The following is a 26,786-nucleotide window of genomic DNA, read 5'->3' as shown; positions in this document are numbered from 1 at the left end:
TTTCAAAATAGAGGGTCATTTTTTTGCTCCTTACCCCCCCCCAAAAAAAACGCACCTCCACCAAAACCACCCTTTTAGCCTTAGCAACCATCCTACCAGATCACTATGCCCCTCACATCATAAAGCACCTCTAAAATCCTCCTGTCTCTATAGTGTGCGTTCTCTCAGGTTTCCTAACTCAATTGTCACCCCCCCTTATTTCAATCCTCACTCTATTTTATCTATGCACACAAACACCCTTAAACATTGGCATTAACTTACTTACGCCTACCGCCATTAATAAAAACTATCGATTTATAAAAAATATTTAATTTTACTTATTAATAAATTTTCTTTATCATTTAAAAATCGTTTTGAAAAAGTTATCATATAAGGAGAAGTAAATGAGCGATAAGAAAGTAATGACCACTGCTAACGGTTGTCCAGTATCCCACAACCAAAACAGTTTAACAGCAGGTCCTCGTGGCCCTATACTATTACAAGATGTTTGGCTAGTAGAAAAGCTAGCTCATTTTGATCGTGAGCGAATCCCTGAACGCGTTGTTCATGCTAAAGGATCGGGAGCCTATGGTACATTTACAGTTACCCACGATATCACTGCCTATACTAAAGCTAATTTATTTAATCAAATCGGCAAGCAGACCCACGTATTTTTACGTTTTTCAACAGTGGCGGGTGAAGCAGGTGCCGCTGATGCAGAACGTGATGTAAGAGGCTTTTCTGTCAAGTTCTATACCGAAGAAGGGAATTGGGACTTAGTAGGCAATAACACCCCCGTTTTCTTTATCCGAGACCCCCTAAAATTCCCTGATTTTATTCACACACAAAAACGCGATCCTCGCACGCATTTACGTAGCGCAACAGCTGCTTGGGACTTTTGGTCTAAACACCCCGAATCCCTTCATCAAGTAACCATTTTAATGAGCGATCGCGGATTACCTCAAAACTATCGCCAAATGAATGGTTATGGATCACATACCTATAGTTTTATTAACGAACAAAATGAACGTTTTTATGTAAAATTCCACTTCAAATCTCAACAAGGCCATGCTTTTTACACAAATGAAGAAGCAGCGCAAGTGGTCGGAAAAGACCGTGAATCTGCCCAACGAGATTTATATGAACATATCGAACAAGGCAATTTTCCAAGGTGGACCGTATGCGTTCAAATCATGACTGAACAGCAAGCACAAACCTATGCTATCAATCCCTTTGATTTAACCAAAGTTTGGCCACACGCTGATTATCCTTTAATAGAAGTAGGCGTATTGGAACTGAATCGTAATCCAGAAAACTACTTTGCAGAAGTGGAGCAATCGGCATTTACTCCTGCAAATATTGTCCCTGGTATCGGTTTTTCTCCTGATCGCATGTTACAAGGACGTTTATTTGCTTACGGTGATACGCAACGCTATCGTTTAGGCATTAATCATGCTCAAATCCCCGTCAATGCTCCGCGTTGCCCATTTTCATTTCATCGCGATGGGGCAATGCGTGTCGATGGCAACCAAGGTGGCACAATTAATTATCAACCTAACCATATAGAACAATTCCAAGAAAGCGTTCGTTCAACTGAGCCACCTTTACCTTTACGTGGGCCAGCAGACCACTACAACCATCGAGAAGATGACCAGGACTATTACTCTCAACCGGGAGCTTTGTTCCGACTATTAGGTTCAGAACAACAACAACGCTTATTTAAAAACATTTCAGAGTCTATGCAAGGTGTCCCACAAACCATCATCGATCAACAATTAATTCATTTTGAAAAAGCAGATCCTGATTATGCCGCGGGCGTTAGAACAGCATTGGCTTTGAATAAATAAGCCATGTCATGAATAGCGATTGGTCCATTATTGGCGTCAATCGCTATACTTTATTTTTTGAACCACTTTTTTACCCTTTCATCTAGCTTTTAATTCTCTCATTCCCCAACCAACTCAACCTAACTACAAAAATCCACTAAAATAGTGATGATGTGTAGCTTAGTCATGTTCAATCAAACCACCGATTCAACAATAGAAGGCTTATTTAATTTGCTATAAATAACCTATAGCCTTACGCTATCAAACCTATGCTATACCCGTATAAATTTACAATCTAATATCTCAAATCTTACTCACCATGACACCAGACACTAAACAGCCCGCTCTTTATCCCATTGTGATGACGCCTAGCCACGATGGCAAATACTTTCATAATTATGTTATTTCATTACTGAATCTTGTATCAGTCATGACAGAACATAAACTGAACTTACAAATCAAATTACAACAAGGTGAAAGCCTCATCACACGAGCCAGAAACAATATGGTAGCTGATTTTCTTGCTAACCCCCAATGGACACATCTATGTTGGATTGATAGCGATATTGGTTTTTCGGCACAAGCATTTCTAAGATTATTAATGTCTGATTACGATATCGCTTGTGGTGTATATCCGTTAAAACATGAGAACTGGCCAACGGAAGGTGTGCCAGAAAAGATGACAGAAGCTGAGTTCAACGCTCATTACATGCGATACACCGTTAATCACAATAGCATCCAAGAAAACACGGCCGATATTGTGATTGGACCTGATGGATTCTTTGAAATTGATGAAGCACCTACTGGTTTCATGATGATAAAACGTCAGGTGTTTGAAAAACTCATCCAAGCCTATCCTGATCTCAATTATGTACCCGACTCGATTGGTGTAGAAAACAAAGGCTTTCATTATCGCTTTTTCGATGTAATGGTTGATCCTCAATCCAAACGATATCTTTCTGAAGATTACGCTTTTTGCAAACTATGGCGTAATATTGGTGGCAAAATCTATGCAGATGCTCATTCAAACCTTACTCATCAAGGCAGCAAGTTGTACCAAGGCGATTTTGCTCGTTCCTTACAAACCAACCTCCCCTTTGCCGTCGGTGCACCACTAGGGGCCCACATACAGTTAAAAGGCAAAAACTACCTACATTCAGAAAACGAATAAACACTTATCGCAATGCATTGCCCTTCTGCACCATTCATTCATGATTTTTAAAAAAACGTTCTAGGGAAAACCCCTAGAACTTAGTAAATTGCTATAATTTTACCCGACATAGATTTATAAAAAGGACACAACTATGAACAAGCATACTGCATTCAAAGTAGAACCTAGTCATGTCGGCTTCAAAGTAAAACCCAGCCTTATTGCCTTGGCGATTACACTTATCATTTGGTTCATCATCCCCGTCCCTGAAAAAGTCAGCCCTCAAGCTTGGCATCTATTAGCCATGTTTGTAGGCATTATTGCGGCCATTATTGGAAAAGCCATGCCGATCGGAGCTTTGTCCATCATCGCTGTGGCATGCATTGCCGTAACAGGTGTCACTAATGACAATCCCAACAAAGCCATTAGCGATGCCCTCAGTAGCTATTCCAATTCGCTTATTTGGTTAATCGGTATTTCCATTATGATTTCCCGCGGTATTCTGAAAACAGGCCTTGGGGCTCGTATTGGATATATTTTTATCGCCATCTTTGGTCGTCATACGATGGGAATTGGCTATAGTTTAGCGATTTCTGAATTATTACTGTCGCCTGTAACGCCAAGCAATACGGCCCGTGGTGGCGGTATTATGCACCCAATTATGAAAGCGATTGCCAGTTCTTATGACTCCAATCCTGAAAAAGGTACTGAAAATCGCATGGGTAAATATCTGGCCTTGGTCAACTACCATTCCAACCCCATTACCTCAGCGATGTTCATTACTGCTACCGCTCCTAACCCCTTAGTCGTGAATTTAGTGGCAGAAGCCACTCACAGCGATATTCATTTATCTTGGGGGACTTGGGCATTATGTATGTTGTTACCTGGTCTGACCGCTATTTTATTAATGCCTCTGATTCTTTATTTCTTGTACAAACCAGAAATCAAGTCAACACCCAATGCCATTGCTTTTGCAAAAGACAAACTCAAAGAATTAGGGCCAATGACCTGCGCAGAATGGATTACCTTGGCTGTGTTTACCATTATGCTTATTCTTTGGGCTGATTTACCCAACTGGATCTTTGGTCTTCCTACTGTCAATGCCACCACCACTGCCTTTATTGGCCTATCTTTGTTATTACTCACCAATATTTTGACTTGGGAAGATGTCAAAGCTGAAAAAGGGGCGTGGGATACCATTATTTGGTTCGGTGCCTTAATCATGATGGCGACATTTTTGAACAAACTTGGCCTTATCTCTTGGTTCTCAGGGGTGTTGCAAACAGGTATTAGCAATTTAGGCATGGGTTGGCTAGGTGCTAGCATTTTACTAGTACTTGCCTATATGTATGCTCACTACTTCTTTGCCAGTACAACCGCACACATCACCGCTATGTTTGGTGCATTCTATGTTGCAGGTATCTCTTTAGGAGCACCGCCCATGCTACTAGCCTTAATCATGGCTGCCGCCTCTAGCATTATGATGTCCTTAACACACTATGCTACAGGCACCTCACCTGTTATCTTTAACTCTGGCTATGTCACCATGGGCGAGTGGTGGAAAGCAGGCTTTATCATGAGTGTTGTTAACCTACTCATCTTTATTTTCATCGGCGGTATCTGGTGGAAAGTATTAGGTTACTGGTAGCCTGCCACCCATTACTGTTTATGATAAGCTCACTCCCATCTTCCCCTTATGATGGGAGTTTTTTTATTCATTTTTGTTCTACCCATACGTAAGCAAAACATTCACTTTTTAAAAATGAATATTAATGAGGTCTAAATTGTTTCAATTTGCTTGCTTTTTTTCTTTACTTTTTTTCTTTGGTATGTTGTGAAAACATCGCTGATTAAATAATCCCTTTATTTATTAGAACCCTCTAAATAACAAGCACTTATTCCTATTTGCATCGAATCAACTCGATCCAATTCACCTCTCGTGACCGATACAATGGCTTATCCTTTCCACATTACCTTCCTCCTGTTGCAAAAATCCTATTGCTTTAAATCCAAAATCAAATATTTTTGCTATAAAAGTCATTTCTCAAACCAACGTTCCATTCACGTCAAGCAAGCAAATAAGGGGCATGAAACCATGCTATACATTATGGTTAAAACTTGACTATTTGCTTAAATACTGTTTTACTTAAGGTTTTGTCTTATAAATGGAGTTTCCATATGGAGAAACATGCTCAACAACGAGCAACTTTTTCAGGAAGAAGTGCTTTTATTATTGCTGCCATTGGTTCTGCCGTTGGATTAGGCAATATCTGGCGTTTTCCTTACGTTGCCTATGAAAATGGTGGTGGGGCCTTTATCATTCCCTATATCGTTGCATTATTAACAGCTGGCATTCCATTGTTGTTTCTAGACTACGCGATTGGTCACAAATTTAGAGGCTCGCCGCCTTTGGCCTTTAAACGTTTAAATAAATATTTTGAAGCCATTGGTTGGTGGCAAGTGTTAATCAATGTCATCATTGGTCTGTATTACGCCGTTATTCTCGGCTGGGCCATGAGCTACACTTATTATTCGCTAAGTAGTGCATGGGGCAATGACCCAGTTTCTTTCTTTTTGAACCAATATATTCAGTATGAATCGGTGGCAGATGTTAAAGGAATTGAATTTCATTTCGTCAATCATGTCGTGATTCCTTTAATCGCTGTCTGGGTGATTTCTGTAGGCATTATGGCACTAGGCGTACAAAAAGGTATTGCAGGGGCTTCACGCTTTTTCATGCCATTGCTATTAGTGATGTTCTTGATTTTAGTGGTTATCGCCCTCTTCTTAGATGGCTCGGCAAAAGGCTTAGATGCTTTGTTTACGCCAGATTGGTCAAAACTTACCGACTCTAGCGTGTGGATTGCCGCTTATGGACAGATTTTCTTTTCACTGTCTATTTGTTTCGGCATCATGGTTACCTACTCATCTTACTTAAAGAAAAAATCCGACTTAACGGGAACTGGGTTAGTAGTGGGTTTTGCCAATAGTAGTTTTGAGTTATTAGCAGGTATTGGTGTCTTTGCGGCATTAGGTTTTATCGCCACATCCAATGGTCAAGAAGTCAGTGAAGTCGCAAAAGGTGGTATCGGCCTAGCGTTCTTTGCTTTCCCAACCATTATTAACAAAGCACCTTTTGGTGAAGTCTTAGGCATTTTATTCTTTGGTTCATTAGTATTTGCAGGCTTAACATCTTTGATTTCGATTTTGGAAGTCATTATCGCAGCACTTCAAGACAAAGTAAATTTAAGACGTATTCCCGCTACTTTGCTAGTGTGCATTCCTATGGCATTAGTCTCCATCATTTTATTTGGAACTACCACTGGATTACCTGTGTTAGATGTTTTGGATAAATTCGTCAACAGCTTCGGTATCGTGTTAGTGGCCTTTGTTTCAATTGCGTTGATTTTAGTATGCCGATATTTCCCTAAACTAGCTCGTCATATTAATGAGACGTCTTCGATCAAAGTTGGCTATACGTGGATCTTGTTCGCTGGCTTTATCACGCCTTTTGTATTGTGCGTTATGTTCATTATCGAGCTAAAGAAAATTTTAGCTGAAGGTTACGATGGCTATCCGCAATGGTTTATCAATTATTTTGGTTGGGGCATGTCGATTGGTCTTATCGTCATCGCGATATTGTTGGCATTCATTCCTTGGAAGAAAACCACATCACTTTCTGTAGGAGAGACAGATGAGCGTTAGTGCAATCATTATGATGGTCTTATCCATCTTGATTATCTGGGGCGGTCTTTTATTCTCAGTGATTAGATTGCCTGAAGAAGAATAATTTTTAACTTAACATGCTGTTCGGAACACCTGTATTTAAACGCTTTTCAATGTTTAAATCGTTCCGAACAGAGTGTTACGATTCACATTCATCAAACACCCAAATACTTTATCTTGTTTTAAGCTGGCCAATGCTTTTTGAATATTTATTTTTCATACTTTAACATTATGCATGTTGCCAAACACGAGTATTTAGGCGGTTTTTTGATGTCTTTTTTGATCTCTTAATAATTTTAACGTTTTTATTTTTTAACTTTTTATTTAAGAAAACAATCCTCGCTATAATATAGCTGTTATTCTTATTTTTTAGGGGAACTTTTATGAATACATTATCACTGAATGGTTTAAAACTTAAATCTGACCTAAGCGTCGCTGAAATCCTTGGACATTTTATTCTTTGGTTCTTTATTATTTTATGTACGTTTGGAATTGGTTCAATTTTGTTTCCATTTTACATGAACAAATTTATTTTAAACCACACCACAGTTATCGACAAAAATACTAAAGAGGTAAAAGGGCACTTACGATGCGAACTGACTTTGGCTCCCATTGTTGGTACTATCGTCATCTATTTACTCTTGACGCTCGTTACATTGGGAATTGCTTATTTTGTTTATTTATACAAAATAACAACACTCGCATTAGACGCTACTAAAATCGAACAAAGTTAACGAACAGCCTTCATTCCCTGATAAGTTTCACAATCACCTATCAGGGAATATTTTTTCTCCCCTCTAGTCCTTATGCACCACTAAGCCTGCGAATGTTTGTGCCACTGGCATCACCTCAATACGATTAATATTGATGTGAGGGGGCTGCTGATTCAGCCACAAAACAATATCAGCAATGTCTTCAGGCGTAACATAATCCACTTTATCATATAGCTTATCCGCTCGTTCTTTGTCCCCATGAAACCTCACTTGAGAAAACTCTGTTCCGCCACAAAGTCCCGGTTCAATATTGCTCACCCTTACTTTGGTGCCAAGCAAATCGGCACGAAGATTTAATGAAAACTGTTTGACAAATGCTTTCGTGGAACCATAAATATTACTACCTGGATAAGCATAATTCCCCGCAATCGACCCCATATTAATAATATGCCCATGATTACGTGCCACCATGCCAGGCAACACCAAATGCGTCATACAAACCAACCCTTTGATGTTTGTATCAATCATTTGCAACCAGTCTGACCTATTGGTTTGATGAGCAGGCTCAATACCTAATGCCAAACCTGCATTATTAACCAAAAGATCTATTTTTTTCCATGACTCAGGTAACTGATCCCAAGCTTTCTCAATCTCCTTTGGATCTTGAATATCGAATGCCAACGATTTAAAGTTTTCTCCTAATTCATTTTTCAATGCATCCAATCGTTCCACACGACGACCCGTTCCAATCACCTGATAACCATGTTTAATCAAACATCGACAAATCGCCGTACCAAACCCAGCTGTCGCCCCTGTCACTAAAGCAATCTGACTCATTCCTATCTCCTTTTCATCATTCAATACCCAATACTACAACACTTCACTTAGCCAGTGCAAATATACACGTGAGTTGAGAGATACACGTGGATTGAGATGCACACGCGGATTGAGAGGATTCAGAGAACTCAAGTGATCTTCTCACTCTGACTCTAATTCAGGGAGTGTGGATATACTTGCGGATCAAGAACCGCATGTTTATTATTTCTTAGGGCGAAGCAACATCTCGTGACGATTATTTTCCAGATCGTTTTCATTAAACATGATCGCACTCAAACTTTTAAAAACCGCTTCATTACTAGTGCTCAACATTTTTTTCAGATTGTTTTCACTATGCGTGACCATACTCAAGCTTTTAAAACCCAATACTACAACACTTCACTTAGCCAGTGCAAATATACACGTGAGTTGAGAGATACACGTCAGTTGAGATGCACACGTGGATTGAGAGGATTCAGAATTGAGGTGCTTACTCTACTCTGACTTAGGGAGTGTGGATATACTTGCGGATCAAGAACCGTATGTTTATCATTTCTTAGGGCAAAACAACATCTCGTGACGATTGTTTTCTAGATTATTTCCATTAAACGCGATCACATTAAAACCTTTAAAAACCAGCGTCATTACTGGTGTTTAATACTTTGTTTTCAGATTATTTTCACTATGCGTGACCATATCCAAAACTTTCAAAACTGCGTCATTGCTAGTGCACGAACGTTATCAATAAAAAAGCCCCAAGACATAACGCACTTGGGGCAGACCTTCAAAGGGAAAGAGAGGAAAAAGGGAGATTTAAAACTTCTTCACTATATCAACTAATGCATGTTCTGCTTCGGTCTCTGCGACTTTTTCAAATTCGTGAGAAACACCTGTTTCACCATCAAAACCTAAAGTATAAGTCGGTACTTGAACCGTTCCTAGCACATCCATTTCCAAACGTTTTAACAAAATCGACAATATCTCAGTCACACTGCTGGCACCACTTGGTGAATACGCCACAACCACTACTTTTTTGTTTTTCCATTCATTCTTTAAATGATCAATGGCATTTTTCAAGGCGGCAGGATACGAACCATTATATTCAGGCACAGCAAACACCACTACATCGGCTTGAGAAACCTTTTTAGACCATAATTTAGTTTGCTCACTAACATACTTACCTGTAGCCGCCATATACGGTTCTGCATCATAAGGAAGATGAAACGTTGCCAAATCTACCACATCCACCTCAGCACTAGTTTGATAAGCATTCAGTGTTTTTTTAATCCATTCCACCACCTTCGTGCCTGTCGATTCCTTTCTTGCCGAACCTTTAACAATTAATACTTGACTCATTTTCTTATTCTCAAATTTTCAAAAGCCACATTATAAAATTATTTTTTAACAGCAACCATAGCCAAAATTTAAACACAGTATTAAGCCATACTTAATTGATTGACGCACTTTGTGTCTTTATTCGATACCGCAACACTTCATTTCCCCACCCAACATCACACCACTTTTTTCTATCCCCACCATTTCCAACTCATACTTAAAAACCACCACTCCCAGCAAATTCCAGTGTTCCACGTTATTAGATATTTTTATTAAGAAACGAAAATTATGCACAAACCCTTATGGTCTTTTTTTATACCTAGTGTTTTTACTTAAATTAAATCACTCACTTTCAATTGTAAATAACTAAAATATATGGCATGATTAATTGCATTGGGCATAAATAATAGTGGTGTGACATGTCGGAGACTGTTTTATTTATTAGTGTTTGTATTGTTGGTGGTGTTTTTGCTGGATTAACCTCAGGTCTAATGGGTTTAGGTGGCGGTCTTGTTATCGTGCCAATACTTTGCTATTTACTTCCCTCAATCTACCCAGAATTAAGTACTTCTTATGTTTTGCCAATTGCCATTCAAACTAGTTTCGCATTGGTATTCTTTAACACATTAACGGCATCACTTCACCAATATAAAATCGGAAACATCAATCTCCCTCTTATTAAGTTAATGGGGCCTATTCTTTTTTGCTCTGCATTATTAACTGGACTTTTGGTAACTAAAATCGCTCCTGGGTACCTGAAAATATTTTTTGGGCTCGTTATCACCTATTTATCTTTGAACATGTTAATGAAGAAAAAGGCTCATGAACAACATTCCCAAGAAACGAGTCCTCCTATTCCCAAGAAAAAAAGCATTCCCGTTGGCATAGCTGTTGGAGCCATTGCTGCCACAGCAGGAATTAGTGGCGGTGCCTTTTTAGGTCCCTTTTTCCACTCCTGTAAATTTCCCATCAAACGAGCGTTAGGAAATGCCTCTGCTTGTGGCGTTTTTCTATCACTTGGCGGATTCATCAGTTATTTTATTTCAGGCATTCGCGTGGAGACGGGCATTCCCTATAGCATCGGTTACTTTTCTCTCATCGCATTTTTATCTTTCATGACGACCAGTTTGTTTGCCGCGTCATATGGTGTCAAATTACAGTCTGTTCTGCCTGCACAAAAGGTCAAAAAATGTTTTGCTGTGTTTATATTGCTCATCGCCACCGATATGATCATTTCAGGATTCAAACTGCTTTGAAACATCATTGCACCACCACTACCACCTAATATTCAAGCGGGAGTTCATTAAGCAACACACCCGCTTATCTATTTGATCAAGCTGAAAACAAGCTTTATTCTTTTATCCACCCACCACACAAACCATAAAAAAGGGATTGAGTGTTACCTCAATCCCTTAAAAGGAACGTTTATGTTAATTCAGTTTAGTTAAAAAACTTTTTAAGCTTTTCTGTAAAACTTTCTGATGAGTTGGGTTGATGTCTAGTAATATTCTCGCCCAAAGACTCTTCAAATTTTTTCAGAATCTCTTTCTGTTCTTTAGTCAAATTAACGGGTGTTTCAATATTGATATGACAATACAAATCACCTTTGGCACTAGAACGTAGTTCTGGCATACCTTTGCCACGCAAACGGAAAATCTTACCATTTTGCGTCCCCTCAGGAATCGTAATCACGACCTCATCACCCACTAGAGTCTTAACCGTCACATCACCACCCATGGCAGCAACTGTAAACGGAATATTGACCTGACGATGCAAATCCGAATCATCACGCTCAAAATCTTTGTTGGGTGAGATAAGCACTTGAATATACAAATCGCCTGCTGGACCACCATTTAAACCAGGTTTACCATTTCCAGACGAACGAATTCGCATACCATCTGCAATACCAGCAGGGATATCTACTGATAAAACTTTTGATCCCTTTTTCTTGCCCGTTCCAGAACAATCAGGACAAGGATCTTTAATCACCGTACCTTCACCATGACAAGCAGGACATGTCTGCTTAATAGAGAAAATACTTGATGCTTGAAGAACCGTTCCCGAACCATGGCACATCGAGCAAGTTTCGCGTTTAGCCCCATTCTTACTACCTGTGCCGTGACAAGTGCCACAATCAGACCACGCAGGAATTTGAATTTCCGTGCTATAGCCTGTCGCCGCTTGTTCTAAGGTAATATTTAATTGGTACGTTAAATCTTCGCCGCGATAAACTCTGGGGCCTGATTGACGAGCACGACCGCCCCCGCCAAACATACCACCAAAAATATCACCAAAGATTTCATCAAATCCTCCCGCTCCAGAGAAGCCACCAAAACCGCCAAAACCACCGCCCATGCCAGAGTTTGGATCGACTCCAGCATGGCCAAATTGGTCATAAGCTTGACGTTTTTGAGCATCAGAAAGAATTTCATAAGCCTCTTTAGCTTCTTTGAACTTCTCTTCCGCTTCTTTATCCCCCGGATTGCGGTCTGGGTGGTACTTCATTGCAAGTTTTCGATAGGCTTTTTTAATTTCCTCATCACTTGCACTCTTGGTAACACCCAAGATTTCATAAAAATCACGTTTAGCCATTATTCGTCACGCTTAACTTCTTTAAAGTCTGCATCAACGACATCATCAGCTTTCGCCGTAGCAGATTCATTATTTGCTTGAGCCGCTTGTGCCTGCATATCCGCATAAATCTTCTCACCCAAAGTTTGGGCTGCTTTAGCTAATGCTTCAGTCTTCGCTTCAATCGTTGCTTTATCACCATCTTTTAGCACCGCTTCTAGATCTTTTGCGGCGGTTTCAATGGCTTCTTTTTCAGAGTCACTTAACTTATCGCCATACTCTTCCAAAGACTTACGAGTTGAGTGAATCAACGCATCTGCTTGGTTACGAGCCGCAGCCAATTCAGCAATACGTTTATCTTCCTCAGCATTTGCTTCTGCATCTTTGACCATACGTTCGATTTCTTCTTCACTCAAACCAGAGTTTGCTTTAATGGTGATTTTGTTTTCTTTATTTGTACCTTTGTCTTTCGCTGATACATTCAAAATACCATTCGCATCAATATCAAACGTTACTTCGATCTGTGGTGTTCCACGTGGAGCAGCGGGAATGCCTTCCAAGTTAAACTCGCCCAATGCCTTGTTACCTGACGCAATTTCGCGTTCGCCTTGGTAAACCTTAATCGTTACAGCAGGCTGATTATCTTCTGCCGTTGAGAACACCTGTGAATGTTTAGTAGGAATAGTCGTATTCTTTGGAATCATCTTAGTCATTACACCACCAAGTGTTTCAATCCCTAATGAAAGAGGTGTCACGTCTAACAACAATACGTCTTTACGATCGCCTGATAAAACAGAACCTTGAATAGCTGCACCGACGGCCACCGCTTCATCTGGGTTCACGTCACGACGTGGCTCTTTACCAAAGAACTCTTTTACTTTTTCCTGTACTTTTGGCATACGGGTCATACCACCCACCAAAATCACATCGTCAATTTCACTAACTTTGATACCTGCATCTTTAATCGCTACACGGCAAGGCTCAATCGTTCTTTCGATCAATTCCTCAACTAACGATTCCAACTTCGCACGCGTAATTTTCAGATTCAAGTGTTTTGGACCTGTTGCATCCGCTGTAATATAAGGCAAATTAATCTCAGTTTGTGTACTTGATGATAATTCGATTTTTGCCTTTTCAGCCGCTTCTTTTAGACGTTGCAATGCCAATACATCTTTTGATAAGTCCACGCCATCTGATTTTTTAAACTCATCAATAATGTACTCGATAATACGTTGGTCAAAGTCTTCACCGCCCAAGAACGTATCACCGTTTGTAGATAACACTTCAAACTGTTTGTCGCCATCAACGTCTGCAATTTCAATAATAGAAATATCAAAGGTACCGCCACCCAAGTCATATACAGCAATACGACGATCGCCTTTAGAAACTTTATCCAAACCAAACGCCAATGCTGCTGCAGTAGGTTCGTTAATAATACGTTTTACCTCAAGACCTGCGATACGACCTGCATCTTTAGTTGCCTGACGCTGACTATCGTTAAAGTAAGCTGGCACTGTAATAACCGCTTCTGTTACTTCATGTCCCAAATAATCTTCCGCTGTTTTCTTCATCTTACGAAGAATTTCTGCAGATACTTGTGGTGGGGCAATTTGTTCACCTTTTACATCAACCCAAGCATCGCCGTTGGGTGCTTGAATAATTTTATAAGGCATTTGTTTAATATCACGTTGAACCGCTTCTTCAGTGAATCTGCGACCAATCAAACGTTTTACTGCAAACAATGTATTTTTAGGATTAGTAACGGCCTGACGTTTTGCAGGAGCCCCCACTAAAATCTCACCATCATCCATGTAAGCAACGATAGATGGGGTAGTACGTGCACCTTCAGCGTTTTCGATAATTTTTACCTGATCGCCTTCCATCACGGCAACACAGCTGTTTGTTGTACCTAAGTCAATACCAATAATTTTACTCATAATTCATTAACCTATTAATTTAAACTTCTAATGTTACTTAGATAAGGGCTCATTTTTAATTTTCAAGTCCTTATTTATTTTCTTATTCAGATTTACCTGCCGAAACAATTACCAACGCAGGACGCAATACTCGATCAGCAATCGTATATCCTTTCTGTAAGCACTCAATCACCGCATTCGCTTCAACCTGTTCAGACGCAATAGATGAAATAGCCTGATGAACATGAGGATTAAACTTCTCCCCTACCTCAGGCTTAATTTCTTTAAGCTGATTACGTTCAAAAGCCGACTCAAGCTGTTTTAATGTTGTTTCCACACCAGACACTAACGACTCCAGTGACTGTTCTTTTTGGTTTAATGCCGCTTCCAAACTATCTTTCACTGGGATCAAACTTTCTGCAAAAGATTCCGTGCCGAATTTTCGCGCTTTAACCACCTCTTCATGCGTACGTTTTCTTAAATTCTCCATCTCAGCATGAGCACGCAACAACTGATCGTGATATTGAGCAACCTTTTCCTCTAACTCATGCAAAGGATCAACGGCCTCTTCAACATCCACCTGTTCAACTACTTCTTGCGATGGCTCAGCATTTAAAATTTCTTCTTTATTTTCAGTATTTTCGTGAGATTCACTCATTACATACTCCATTCATTTCTTTCTTGACCATAACTTATATGGGGATATATCTTTGCATTTCAAGAAAAAAAATAAAATTTAATCAAATATAAAAACTTAGCGCTTGTTTAATCATGTTTGAACACGATTGATCAAAATAAAACCGTTTTTTTTCATAACAGCTAATTGATTTTTATACTATTTTTCCCAAACAAAAGAAAAGACACTCGTTCTTTATTCCAAGACAATTACTCATTAACCGATAAAATGAGACATCAGCGATACCGTCCACAGATAGACATTATCCCTTAAAAATCAAGATGGTTAGCAAGAATACGCGTGAGTCATGCAGTCTGTCGCGAACCTCAAATGATTACGCATTATCCTCCTCATGAAATTCTGCACAGATAGTCTGGCTATAAAATCAACGAAATGCAACACGAATCCCCTCTCTCATTCCAACACAATTACTCATTAACCGATAAAATGAGACATGAGCGATACCGTCCACAGATAGACGTTATCCTTTAAAAATCAAGATAGTTAGCAAGAATACGCGTGAGTCATGCAGATCACAGTTAGATTGGAGTCCGTGCATAGCCAAACATAATATTTGCGACAAACAACACGCCTGTCCATACACGTCACCTACTGCAATCTTACTAAACGTCCGTCTTTGCAATCATGTAACGACAAATACAAACGTTATCCCAAGTGACTCTAAACAAGTTATCAAGGTCCAACACACGAGAATCAAGGCCTTTATTTGAAACGATGCCTACCATTAAGACTTCGCATGATAGCCCAAAATACACAAGCTTTCATGATGCGTTTGCATATCCGCGATATTAGGCAAATCTCCCCATATTTCAAAACCATTTTTCAAGAAACAATTAATACTAGGTTGATTACCTTTAAATATAAAGGCCAATAAGGTTTTAATACCTCTTGTGGACATCTGTGATTTTAAAAATTCAATCACCTGACTGCCCAGCCCTTTCTGCTGATACTGACTATCCAAATAAATGCTTACTTCCACTGTCTGTGCATAAGCCACTCTACCGTAAAACACAGAAAACGAACACCATCCAACTACTTTTTCGTCTGTTTTAACCACCCAAATAGGATGTTTATCATCATTCAAATGTGAATCAAACCATTCCTGTCTGTCTGCCATGCTCACCGGAGCTAGGTCTGAAGTAATATAACGACAAGCAATCGTTTGATTGTAAATCTCTAACACACGAGGTAAATCATCTGTCGTTGCAAGTGTATATTCAATCGTCATCGCTCACTTCTCAGATAGATAAAAACATCTATACTATCATAAGATTTTTTCTTCAGTATCCTAATGCTTTTCCATCTGGATTACGAGTATCTGATGCACCATAATAACCATCGCTTCCTACTTGAATGATTTGGACCCTACCCATAGTCGCTTTTTCACTGACTTTATACCCCTGACGTTTCAAAATATCAATTGTGTCTGGACTAATTCCTTTTTCAATACGTATTTCATCAGGCAACCATTGGTGGTGGACGCGTGGAGTCAAAATCGCTTGAGCGGGATTGAGTTCAAAATCGATAATATTAACGATACTTTGTAAAACCGTCGTAATAATTCTTGCCCCACCTGGACTGCCTGTTAAGATAAATGGTTTGCCATCTTTCATCACAATCGTAGGTGTCATCGAAGATAATGGCCTTTTCTTGGGAGCAATCGCATTCGCCTCACCACCTATTAAACCAAAAGCATTAGGTACACCTGGTTTTGATGAAAAATCATCCATCTCATTATTTAGCAATATTCCCGTCCCTTCAGCCACAATTCCACTACCAAAATTAAGATTTAACGTATAGGTTAATACCACTGCATTACCGTCTTTATCAATAATCGAAAAATGAGTGGTTTGGTCGCTTTCATAGGCTTGTGGTTGGCCAGGTTTAATCTCCAAAGAAGGTCTAACTTTTATGTCATCAATAGACTGTGCTTGAACGTTTGCATACTCTTTAGAAATTAGCCCTTTGACGGGAATACTAACAAAATCAGGATCACCTAAAAACTCAGAACGATCCGCATACGCCAGTTTCATCGCCTCTGCATAATAATGAATCGTTTTGGCACTGTTCAGCCCGTACTCTCTTAGAGGAAAATGTTCCAAAATATTCAAAATCTGCACCAAATGGATACCTCCAGAACTCGGTGCTGGCATAGTAACGATCTCATAACCTCGATAAGAACCTGACACGGGTTCTCGTTCTATCGCTCGATATGCCTTTAAATCTTCTTTGCTAATAAGACCGCCATGCTTTTTCATTTCAGCCACCATCTTATCTGCAATTTCCCCCTCATAAAAAGCATATTTCCCTTCTTTTAGAATTAATTTTAAGGCATTCGCTAAATCTTTCTGAACTAGACGATCGCCTGCTTTTAAGGGCTCATTTCCTTTAAAGAAAATCGTTTTAGTAGAAGGCCATTTCCCTAAATTCTTACGCTCAGTTTCTAGCATCCTTCCGAGCGTTTGGCTAATTTCAAATCCATTCTCAGCAAGCTCAATAGCGGGTGTTATCAAATCTTCCCGAGGCAATGTTCCCCATTTTTCATAAGCTAATTCTAGTCCCGCAACCGTGCCTGGTACACCCACTGAAAAATGCGTAAACATCGATTTACCGTCAATAACATTCCCTTTCTCGTCCAAATACATATCTTTCGTCGCTAAGATCGGTGCCATCTCACGAAAATCAATAGCAGTCGTTTTACCTGATTTCGCATCATAAACCAGCATAAAACCGCCTCCGCCAATATTACCTGCATTCGGCAATACCACAGCCAACGAATAAGCAACAGCTACTGCAGCATCTATCGCATTTCCGCCTTTTTTCAAAACATTCAATCCTACTTCTGTCGCAAGCCCCTGCTCAGTTGCAACCATCCCATGACGACCATAAACGGGATGAAAAATGGATTTTCCCTGATCATATCTCGCGGCGGCTGCTATCGTTGCCGTCGTTGGCGATGCTGTCTGAGCCACTACCTCATGACATGAAAAACAAAACAAAGTGGCCAACACTAAAAATGGATACTTAATATTCATGATATTCCTTTTGTTCAACTACCCACTAGCATAACCTCAATCCGCCCATAATAAAATTAGGGAAAGTACGATATATCGGGGTTTTACGGACACTCAGTTCATTCAGATAATACCGATTTTTATAGTGTGAACTGTTGGGGGAATTTTTTGTTAACTTTATCTCTATAAACATCAGATAAGAAATTCAGATTCTCTACACAATCCGCTCATTTATTCACTTTTCCAGCCTTGCATCAAGCACAATTTTTCAAAACACCCGTTAAGTAAGCTTGAATTTAACTGTTCGATGATCCTTGCAAAACAAGAAAACAAGGCGGTTTTGATAAAGCAAGCTATCTGATGAATCAAACCAATACCGCTATTCAACACTCTTTCGATAAAACGATAATGCTTATTAAAACTCGCTAGCATAAAACAATGACGTTGTTAAAAGCAGATGCCGTAAAACGATGATACATACTAAAACCCGCTAGCAAACGGAGATAAGATAATATCGATTTTTATAGTGCGATCTATCGGAGGGATTTTTTGTTAACTTTTTTTCTATAAACATCAGATAAGAAATTCAGATTCTCTACACAATCCGCTCATTTACTCACTTTTCCCGACATTGATAACAAGCACAATTTTTCAAAACACCCGTTAAGTATGTTTGAATTTAACTGTTCGATGATCCTTGCAAAACAAGAAAACAAGGCGGTTTTGATAAAGCAAGATGCATGATAAAACAAACCAACACCGCTATTCAACACTCTTTCGATAAAACGATGATGCTTATTAAAACTCGCCGACATAACACAATGACGTTTGTTAACAGCAGATGCCGTAAAACGATGATACATGCTAAAACCCGCTGGCAAACGGAGATAAGATAATGTCGGTTTCTATAGTGCGATCTGTTGGGGGAATTTTTTACTTAGATTAACTTCTCGCACTATACTTTGATATTTAAAGAAGCCCAGCCTATCGCTGTTTCATAATATTCGTTAGAATCCGCAATTGTCGTGCCTCTTTAAAAAAGAAAGAGACACGACACAATCAAACATTTTTATTCTTTATTTTTTTGATGGCACTTTAAAATGATGCCGCTTAAATCTTGAATAAATTGTTGAGAACTAGCCTCATCACTTTTACTCGTACCTAATTGTTTTAATTCATCGATCGTATATTTTTTCATTATCTCGTCATAGCTACATTCGCACAACTGTTTGTCGGCCCCGTCCGTGCAAGACTCCATATAATGTTTCTTAAACATCTCTTCTTCACTATTTGAACAAGCTGTCAGTCCCAAAACCCCTGCTGTCAACAGCATAAAAATAAAAAACTTTTTCATCAGAATCTACTAAAAAATAATTTAAAACACTAATAGTATAGCCCTTATTTTTAAATAGGCCTTGATTTTAATAAAAAAATTATTTTTATTTATCAAAAAAAATTCAGACTTTCACAAGAGATTTATCCATAAAACAGCTTAAAATCTAGCATTACACACTATCCTCAACTCATTTTATTCCCTACTCAAACAGAAACTTACGTAGGCAATGCGAGTTTAATTAAACAACATTCTAAACAGTATTACTAAATTTTTTGACAACACCTCACAACCCGCATAAAAACAAGCATTCAGCTAAACATCCACACAATGTTCCAACTACATGTTCGTGTGAACAACATCTCAAAACCCGCACAAACACAAGCTTTCAGACTGTCGCGATGCATGCAACTTTATCGTTTTAACTATCTGTGTTGATGTGATAAGTTAGTCAACAGCAACCATGTTTTTAAGATCCCACCTATCACACCACACAGCATTCAGTTAAATATCCACACAATCTTTTAACTATACGTTCGTGTGAACAACATCTCAAAACCCTTGAAAACACATGCTTTCAGACTGTCACCATGTATGCAACTTTATCGTTTTAACTATCTGTGTTGATGTGATAAGTTAGTCAACAGCAACCATGTTTTTAAGATCCCACCTATCACACCACACAGCATTCAGTTAAATATCCACACAATCTTCCAAATACATATTCGTGTGAACAACATCTTAAAACCCTCATAAACACAGGCTTTCAGACTGTCGCGATGAATGCAACTTTATCGTTTTAATCATCTGTGTTGATGTGACTAATGTGTTATTTAACCATTTAAATCACCAATTAACAGAGATATATTTAATCTCCAAATAGTCTTCAATTCCGTATTTAGAACCTTCTCGCCCTAAACCAGATTGTTTCATTCCACCAAAAGGTGCTGTTGCATTTGAAATCAAACCTGTGTTCACGCCAATAATTCCGTACTCTAAACCATCCGTCACTCGCATGACCGTGCCTAAATTTTGACTATAGACATACGCGGCAAGCCCGTATTCCGTATCATTGGCACGTTTAATTACCTCTTCTTCCGTGTCAAAACTGTATATCGGTGCAATGGGGCCAAAAATTTCTTCTTTTGTAAATAGCATTTGATCATTAGCATGACTAATAACGGTTGGCTCAAAGAACAGCCCGGAAAGCGAATTACCGCCAATTTCAATTTGCCCTCCTTTCTCTTTGGCATCATTAATATACACCCATACTTTGTCTAATGCCTTTTGACTAATCAAAGGACCAATATCCACATCTTCTGTCAATCCGTTCCCAACTTTCAACGTACGTACCACTTGCGTAAATTTTTCTACAAACGTTGAATAAATTTTCGAATGAACATATATGCGATTTGCACAAACACAGGTTTGACCTGCATTTCTAAACTTTGCCAATACGGCACCTTCAACAGCTTTATCAATATCCGCATCGTCAAATACGATAAACGGAGCATTTCCGCCCAACTCAAGCGATACCTTTTTCACAGTTGACGCACTTTGAGCCATCAAAAGACGACCAACTGGCGTAGATCCTGTGAAACTAAACTTCTGCACATCGGGACTTTCTGTCAACACCTTGCCAATTTCTTTGGCATCACCTGTGATAACATTAAAAACCCCTTTTGGAATTCCTACTTCTTCAGCCAACTTCGCCAAAAGCAAGGCTGAATAAGGTGTTTCTGATGCAGGTCTGATGATGAACGTACAACCAGCAGCCAAGGCAGGTGCCACTTTTCTCGTAATCATCGCGTTGGGAAAATTCCATGGTGTCACAGCGGCACACACCCCAATCGCTTGCTTTGTTACCATAATTTGTTGATCTATATTAGTCGCAGGGATTATGTCGCCGTAGATTCTTTTTGCCTCTTCTGCAAACCATTCAATATATGAGGCCCCATAAACAATCTCCCCTTTTGCTTCTTTTAGTGGTTTGCCCTGTTCTAGCGTCAGGTAATAGGCCAACATATCTTTATGTTCAATAATTGAATCAAACCACTTTCTCATTAAATCTCCACGGTACGCGGCAGTTGTTTTGCTCCAAGTGACAAAAGCCTCTTTGGCAGCCTGCACAGCAATCTCCGCATCTATCTTTCTCATGTTTGGAATCGTGCCAATCACATCACCCGTTGCTGGATTAGTAACTTCCAACGTCAATCCACTTTGAGCATCTACCCATTTGCCGTTAATGTAAGCTTTATTTATTATGCAATTTTCCATCCTACACTTCCTTAAACTATTGTCAAAAATTTACATCAAAAAACGTCTATATTTTATTCAATGCACCATTCCTCTGCCAACCTCATAACACAGCACGTTTAAACTTCTAACCTCCCACATCTACATGACCTGCTTCTATCATCCTTGATGGTTCTTGCTTTTCGATACTCTATTATTAAGGTGGCTGAATTATTTACACAGCTATGTTTTAAAGCACTCTTGGTGTTAATTCAATACACCATCCCTCTGCCAACCTCACAACACCGCACGTCTAAACTTTTAACCTCCCACATCTACATGACCTGCTTCTATCATCCTTGATGGTTCTTGCTTTTCGGTACTTAAATATTAAAGTTGGCTGAATTATTTACACAGCTATATTTTGAAACAGTCTTAGTCTTATTCAATTCACCATCCTTCTGAAAACATCACAACACCGCACGTTTAAACTTTTAACCTCCCACATCTACATGACCTGCTTCTATCATCCTTGATAGTTCTTGTCTTACGGCACTCAATTAATCATTATTTATTAACATTCATAAAAAGACTTTGTCCCACTCCAACATTATTTAATTTTTGTGATCCTAATAAACTAGTCTTAAATATCTCTTAGTTAATGTTATTAAAGTCGGACGGATCACTTACACTGATATGTTACGAAAAAAGAAAAACCCCTATCTAAGTGAGGTTTAATCACCATCGATAGGAGTTAATCACTATTTATAAAAATAGGTTTATGTTCCCTCTATTTTCAGAACAAAAACATAGACTACAAAGATGCTAAATACTCATTCAAGCCTAATTTATCCAATAAATCATTTAAGTGGTCCCAATCAGAAAAATCAAATACTAAAGAACCTTTCTTTTTGCCCACTAATTTGATATTAACTTTAGTTTGTAAGTAATCTGACAAAGCACGCTGTACCATTAACACATCAGCATCTACGTTTTTATCTTTTTTCGATTTAGGTCTAATTTTTTGAGAACTCGTTGCGACCAACTTTTCAGTTTCACGAACAGATAAGTTTTTATTAATAACTTGGTTCGCTAAAATAATTTGCGTACCTAGATCAGTTGCTAACAATGCTCTTGCATGGCCCATATCAAGCTGTCCATCACTTAACATTTTTTGAACAGGTTCTGCCAAATTCAACAATCTTAATAAATTAGTTGTGAATGAACGTGATCTGCCTATCGCCTTTGAAGCCTGTTCATGAGTAAAAGAAAACTCATCTATCAAACGTTTTACCCCTTTCGCTTCTTCCAAGGCATTTAAATCTGCACGCTGCATATTTTCGATCAAAGCGATAATTGCTGCATTTTGATCGTCAACACTTTTTACTAGTGCAGGAACTTCTAACAAACCTGCTATTTTTGCTGCACGAAAACGACGTTCACCTGCAATGATTTCATAACGGTTATCTTTTAATTTTCTAACCAACAATGGTTGTATAACACCCTGTTCACGAATAGAATCTGCTAATTCATTCAACAAAGTATCATCCATGAAAGTTCTTGGCTGATAATGACCTGGTTGTAAGTCGCTTAATTTGATATACATCACACTGTCTTTTGACGTATTTTTAACTTCATCCAACAAGCTATCTATATCAGTGGGGACAAGTAAGTTTTTTGCACCCCCACCTAAACCTCTTCTTGAAACATTACTTGTTGTTTTGTTGGTCATTACAACACTTTTACCCAATCCTCTTTTCACACTTGCCGCTGGTGTTTTTTTAGTAACAGTGCTTGCTTTTTTTGTTTTTGCAGTTGCCATTTTCAACTTTCCTTCTTTTTTATTCGATGCTGAAGAATTCTTAGCATTCTTTTCAGTTGCTTTTGAAGACGCTTTTACATTTGTTTTTTCAGATTTGCCTGCCGTTTTTTTTAACGTTTTTCCTGTCTTAGTCATCATATCTCTCCTATAAACCTTTTTTAACTTTCTTTATTAATTCAGATGCAAACTCTAAGTAAGATTGTGCACCTTTCGAACTTCTGTCATACACCACTCCTGGAAGTCCATAACTAGGAGCTTCTGCTAAACGTACATTACGTGGAATGATCGTATCAAAAACTCTCTTACCCCAAAACTCTTTTAATTGGTCAGAAACCTGCTGCTGTAAAGTAATATTTGGTGTAAACATCACTCTTAATAAATTAATACTCTTTAAGTTTGGATTAAAGTTTGTTTTCACTAATTTGATGGTTTGTGTCAAATCTGCCAATCCCTCTAAAGCAAAATATTCACATTGCATCGGAACAATTACACCATCTACACAAGCCAATCCATTTAAAGTCAACAAAGATAATGTTGGCGGACAATCAATCAAAATAAAATCATAATCATCTTTGATGGTTTGTAAAGCATCTTTTAAACGAAATTCTCTACGCTCCATATCAACAAGATCTAAATCTGCACCTACTAATTCGCGATTAGAAGGCATTACATCATAACCCGATTGTTCCACGTGGAACACGGCCTGTTTCGCTTCAATTTTTCCAATCAAAACTTCATATACTGAAGCTGTGATTTCATTCTTGTCTAAGCCACTCCCCATTGTCGCATTGCCCTGTGGATCTAAATCAACCAACAACACTCTTTTTTTCTTAATTGCAAGACTGGCGGCTAAATTAATTGTCGTGGTAGTTTTGCCCACACCGCCTTTTTGGTTAGCAATACAAAATAACATACATTTCTCACTCATAGTTCTTCCTCAAGCTCTATCAAACAGCGTTTTGCATCTAAAAATGGAACATTTAATTCATAATTATTTTTAACTTTCCATCCCATTTTTAGCTTCAAATCTTCAATTTCTTTTTCGGGATAAATGCCTTTCATCGCAAAAACTTTTCCATTAACTTTCTTTTGATCTTTTATTAAAAAGACAAAGTCTTCTAAAGAAGCAAATGCTCTGGAGATAATCACCTCAGCCTTTTCACCTTGTCTATTTTCAATCCTTGTATGTTCTGCATGTAAATTATGACATTTTAACGTTCCAGCTATTTGTCTGATAAACGTCACTTTCTTTTCTACTGCGTCAACACACTCTACGTTAACTTCTGGAAACATAATAGCAATAATTACCCCAGGCAATCCGCCTCCTGACCCAACATCTAAAACTAAATCTCCTGATTTCAACGATTGGGCCAATACTGGAATAATCGACAAACTATCTATTGCATGATGAATCAACATATCATCTAGATTTTTAATAGCAGTAAGGTTATAAACCTTATTCCATTTTTGCATAGCAAAGAGATAAGTTAATATCTTCTCTGCTTTTGCATCATCGAGATTTATATCTAATTGATTACACGCATTAAATAATTTTTCTTTCAAATGTTCCACGTGAAACACCCCTACTTATTATGTCTTTTTAAGTAAACCATCAGCATATTAACAGCTGCAGGAGTTACACCAGAAATTCTACTTGCCTCACCTATCGTTTCAGGTTTATGAAGTTTTAATTTTTGTTTTACTTCTGTAGATAATGAACCAAAAGAATCATAATCTATATTTTCTGGTATTTTATGTTGTTCAAAATCTTTCAATCTCTTAATTTCTTCTTCTTGTTTTTGTATATACCCAGAGTATTTAATTCTGATTTCTACCTGATCGGCTTCCTCTTCTGTTAATGGTTTAACGGGACCAAGGCTTTCACCTTTTTCATCAACTTGTTTAATTAAATTCTGATAACTTATGTTTGGTCTTTTTAGAATTTGTAACAAAGAATAATCTTGTTCTAAAGGTTTACCAATCCATTCTTGAGCTAAATCTTTAGGATAAGTTGAATGAAAAAGTCTTTTATTTTCTAGGCGTTTAATTTCATTATCAACGTTATCTTGTTTTATATTAAAAAGTTTCCATTGTTCATCAGAAACAATACCAAGTTCTCTACCCTTAGGTGTTAATCGATAATCTGCATTGTCTTCTCGCAAACTTAAACGATATTCTGCTCGTGAAGTAAACATTCTATATGGTTCAGTTACTCCTTTTGTAACCAAATCATCAATCATTACACCAATATACGATTCTTCCCTGCCAGGTATCCATGGATCTTTTTCTTTTGCATACAAAGCTGCGTTAATACCTGCCAATAATCCTTGGGCAGCAGCTTCTTCATAGCCCGTTGTGCCATTAATTTGTCCAGCAAAAAACAATCCTTTTATAGATTTCGTTTCTAATGATTTTTTAAGTCCTCTCGGATCAAAATAATCATATTCAATAGCATATCCAGGTCTAAGAATATGAGCATTTTCTAAACCTGGCAATGAATGTACTAAATCTAGTTGAACATCGTATGGCAAACTAGTTGAAATACCGTTAGGGTAAATTTCATGAGTATGTAATCCTTCTGGTTCTAAAAAAACCTGATGTGAATCTTTATGGGCAAATCTATGAATCTTATCTTCAATAGAAGGACAATAACGTGGCCCTACTCCGTCAATTACGCCTGTATAAAGTGGTGATCTATCTAAACCTCCACGAATAATATCGTGAGTTTTCGTATTTGTATGTGTAATCCAGCAAGATAATTGTTGCGGATGCATACTTTCTTTACCCATAAAAGAAAAAACAGGTATAGGATCAAAATCTCCTGGTTGCTCTTCTAATACAGAAAAATCAATCGATTTAGCATCAATTCGTGGTGGGGTACCTGTTTTTAATCTTCCTTGAGGCAACTTTAATTCTTTTAAACGTTCCCCAAGCTGAATAGATGATGGATCACCCGCTCTTCCTGCAGAATAATTAGATAGACCAACGTGAATCAGACCATTCAAAAAAGTACCAGCTGTTAGCACGACTGATTTAGAATAAAAAGTAAGGCCTAATTTTGTAACAACACCGACAACCTTATCACCTTCTAAAATCAAATCATCAACGGAATTCTGAAAAATATGCAAATTCTCTGTATTTTCTAATATTTCTCTTACATATGCTTTATACAAAGAACGATCAATTTGTGCACGTGTTGCTCTTACTGCAGGACCTTTAGAAGCATTCAAAATCCTAAACTGTATGCCTGCATGATCAGTAGCAATTCCCATCAATCCACCTAAAGCATCAATTTCTTTTACAAGATGCCCTTTACCAATACCACCAATAGATGGATTACAAGATAGTTGTCCTAGCGTATCTATATTATGAGTAACTAATAAAGTCTTTGATCCAGATCTCGCAGCGGCTAAACAAGCTTCAGTTCCTGCATGACCACCACCAATAACAATTACATCGTATTCTTTAATATGGTTCATTTTTATCTTTTTTATACAAAATATTTAAAATTTAATTGTATCAAATTCATCCTAATTAAAATACAGCAAAAATACTCTATAAAATACATGTTCCACGTGAAACATTGTGGAAAACCCTGTTATTAACTCTTTTATAAGTCAATTTTTGTTATTAAAATCAAATAATAAAATGTT

At 38.2% G+C, this 26,786-nt stretch carries 21 protein-coding genes; 7 read left to right on the top strand and 14 right to left on the bottom strand.

The annotated features are described in order from the left end of the window. Positions 1–383: 383 nt before the first annotated feature. The 6 genes from IX83_RS00105 (at position 384) to IX83_RS00080 (ending at position 7,415) form a co-directional block, all read left to right on the top strand. Positions 384–1,826: a catalase gene (locus tag IX83_RS00105; protein WP_038497733.1), complete on the top strand. Its 1,443-nt coding sequence runs from the start codon at positions 384–386 to the stop codon at positions 1,824–1,826. 409 nt (positions 1,827–2,235) lie between these two features. After that, the gene (locus IX83_RS00100) at positions 2,236–2,976 is read left to right on the top strand and encodes a hypothetical protein (RefSeq protein ID WP_236620610.1); all 741 of its coding nucleotides are present in this window, start codon (positions 2,236–2,238) and stop codon (positions 2,974–2,976) included. Between the two features lie 133 nt (positions 2,977–3,109). After that, positions 3,110–4,603 (top strand): DASS family sodium-coupled anion symporter, encoded by a 1,494-nt coding sequence (locus IX83_RS00095; protein WP_051918923.1) that lies wholly within the window; start codon positions 3,110–3,112, stop codon positions 4,601–4,603. A gap of 530 nt (positions 4,604–5,133) precedes the next feature. Then, positions 5,134–6,660 carry a sodium-dependent transporter gene (locus IX83_RS00090; protein WP_038497727.1) on the top strand — a complete coding sequence of 509 codons (1,527 nt, stop codon included), beginning with the start codon at positions 5,134–5,136 and terminating at the stop codon, positions 6,658–6,660. After that, positions 6,650–6,745 (top strand): methionine/alanine import family NSS transporter small subunit, encoded by a 96-nt coding sequence (locus tag IX83_RS08740; protein WP_038497724.1) that lies wholly within the window; start codon positions 6,650–6,652, stop codon positions 6,743–6,745. The genes IX83_RS00090 and IX83_RS08740 overlap by 11 nt, the downstream gene beginning before the upstream one ends. A gap of 319 nt (positions 6,746–7,064) precedes the next feature. Beyond that, entirely contained in the window at positions 7,065–7,415 is a 351-nt protein-coding gene (locus tag IX83_RS00080) for a DUF6693 family protein (RefSeq protein WP_038497721.1), read from the top strand. A gap of 63 nt (positions 7,416–7,478) precedes the next feature. Here the strand turns inward: IX83_RS00080 and IX83_RS00075 are convergent, their stop codons facing one another. Both IX83_RS00075 and IX83_RS00070 read right to left on the bottom strand, forming a co-directional pair. Continuing rightward, on the bottom strand, positions 7,479–8,231 hold the full coding sequence (locus IX83_RS00075) for an SDR family oxidoreductase (RefSeq protein ID WP_038497718.1): 753 nt from the start codon (positions 8,229–8,231) through the stop codon (positions 7,479–7,481). Positions 8,232–9,023: 792 nt separating this feature from the next. Continuing rightward, entirely contained in the window at positions 9,024–9,566 is a 543-nt protein-coding gene (locus tag IX83_RS00070; protein WP_051918920.1) for an NADPH-dependent FMN reductase, read from the bottom strand. Positions 9,567–9,964: 398 nt separating this feature from the next. On the opposite strand from IX83_RS00070, the gene IX83_RS00065 reads away from it, so the two are divergent. Continuing rightward, positions 9,965–10,801 (top strand): sulfite exporter TauE/SafE family protein, encoded by an 837-nt coding sequence (locus IX83_RS00065; RefSeq protein ID WP_038497715.1) that lies wholly within the window; start codon positions 9,965–9,967, stop codon positions 10,799–10,801. A 184-nt stretch (positions 10,802–10,985) separates the two neighbouring features. On the opposite strand, the gene dnaJ is transcribed toward IX83_RS00065, so the two are convergent. The 12 genes from dnaJ to mnmG form a co-directional block, all read right to left on the bottom strand. Next, positions 10,986–12,137, bottom strand: coding sequence for a molecular chaperone DnaJ (gene dnaJ / locus IX83_RS00060; RefSeq protein ID WP_038497712.1), 1,152 nt, complete (start codon positions 12,135–12,137; stop codon positions 10,986–10,988). Next, positions 12,137–14,053, bottom strand: a complete 1,917-nt coding sequence (gene dnaK, locus IX83_RS00055; protein ID WP_038497709.1) for a molecular chaperone DnaK — start codon at positions 14,051–14,053, stop codon at positions 12,137–12,139. Before dnaK ends, dnaJ begins: the two co-directional genes overlap by 1 nt. An 82-nt stretch (positions 14,054–14,135) precedes the next feature. Next, entirely contained in the window at positions 14,136–14,690 is a 555-nt protein-coding gene (grpE, locus tag IX83_RS00050; RefSeq protein ID WP_051918916.1) for a nucleotide exchange factor GrpE, read from the bottom strand. A 763-nt stretch (positions 14,691–15,453) separates the two neighbouring features. Beyond that, a complete protein-coding gene (locus IX83_RS00045) occupies positions 15,454–15,957 on the bottom strand; it encodes a GNAT family N-acetyltransferase (RefSeq protein WP_038497703.1) in 504 nt (167 codons plus the stop codon). Between the two features lie 52 nt (positions 15,958–16,009). After that, on the bottom strand, positions 16,010–17,764 hold the full coding sequence (gene ggt / locus IX83_RS00040; RefSeq protein WP_038497699.1) for a gamma-glutamyltransferase: 1,755 nt from the start codon (positions 17,762–17,764) through the stop codon (positions 16,010–16,012). A 210-nt stretch (positions 17,765–17,974) separates the two neighbouring features. Further along, positions 17,975–18,175, bottom strand: coding sequence for a hypothetical protein (locus tag IX83_RS00035; protein WP_038497695.1), 201 nt, complete (start codon positions 18,173–18,175; stop codon positions 17,975–17,977). 637 nt (positions 18,176–18,812) lie between these two features. Then, positions 18,813–19,097 carry a hypothetical protein gene (locus IX83_RS00030; protein ID WP_038497692.1) on the bottom strand — a complete coding sequence of 95 codons (285 nt, stop codon included), beginning with the start codon at positions 19,095–19,097 and terminating at the stop codon, positions 18,813–18,815. 825 nt (positions 19,098–19,922) lie between these two features. Further along, positions 19,923–21,353, bottom strand: a complete 1,431-nt coding sequence (locus IX83_RS00025; protein ID WP_038497689.1) for an NAD-dependent succinate-semialdehyde dehydrogenase — start codon at positions 21,351–21,353, stop codon at positions 19,923–19,925. A 772-nt stretch (positions 21,354–22,125) separates the two neighbouring features. Then, on the bottom strand, positions 22,126–23,043 hold the full coding sequence (locus tag IX83_RS00020) for a ParB/RepB/Spo0J family partition protein (RefSeq protein WP_236620637.1): 918 nt from the start codon (positions 23,041–23,043) through the stop codon (positions 22,126–22,128). 235 nt (positions 23,044–23,278) lie between these two features. After that, complete coding sequence (locus IX83_RS00015) at positions 23,279–24,046, bottom strand: ParA family protein (RefSeq protein WP_038501336.1); 768 nt, start codon at positions 24,044–24,046, stop codon at positions 23,279–23,281. Between the two features lie 11 nt (positions 24,047–24,057). Continuing rightward, on the bottom strand, positions 24,058–24,696 hold the full coding sequence (gene rsmG, locus IX83_RS00010; RefSeq protein WP_158332737.1) for a 16S rRNA (guanine(527)-N(7))-methyltransferase RsmG: 639 nt from the start codon (positions 24,694–24,696) through the stop codon (positions 24,058–24,060). A 20-nt stretch (positions 24,697–24,716) separates the two neighbouring features. Continuing rightward, a complete protein-coding gene (gene mnmG, locus IX83_RS00005) occupies positions 24,717–26,612 on the bottom strand; it encodes a tRNA uridine-5-carboxymethylaminomethyl(34) synthesis enzyme MnmG (RefSeq protein WP_038497683.1) in 1,896 nt (631 codons plus the stop codon). Positions 26,613–26,786 lie beyond the last annotated feature (174 nt).

The organism is Basilea psittacipulmonis DSM 24701 (assembly GCF_000743945.1).
Lineage (GTDB): Bacteria > Pseudomonadota > Gammaproteobacteria > Burkholderiales > Burkholderiaceae_B > Basilea > Basilea psittacipulmonis.
This window is presented reverse-complemented; position numbering and strand designations above follow the sequence as displayed.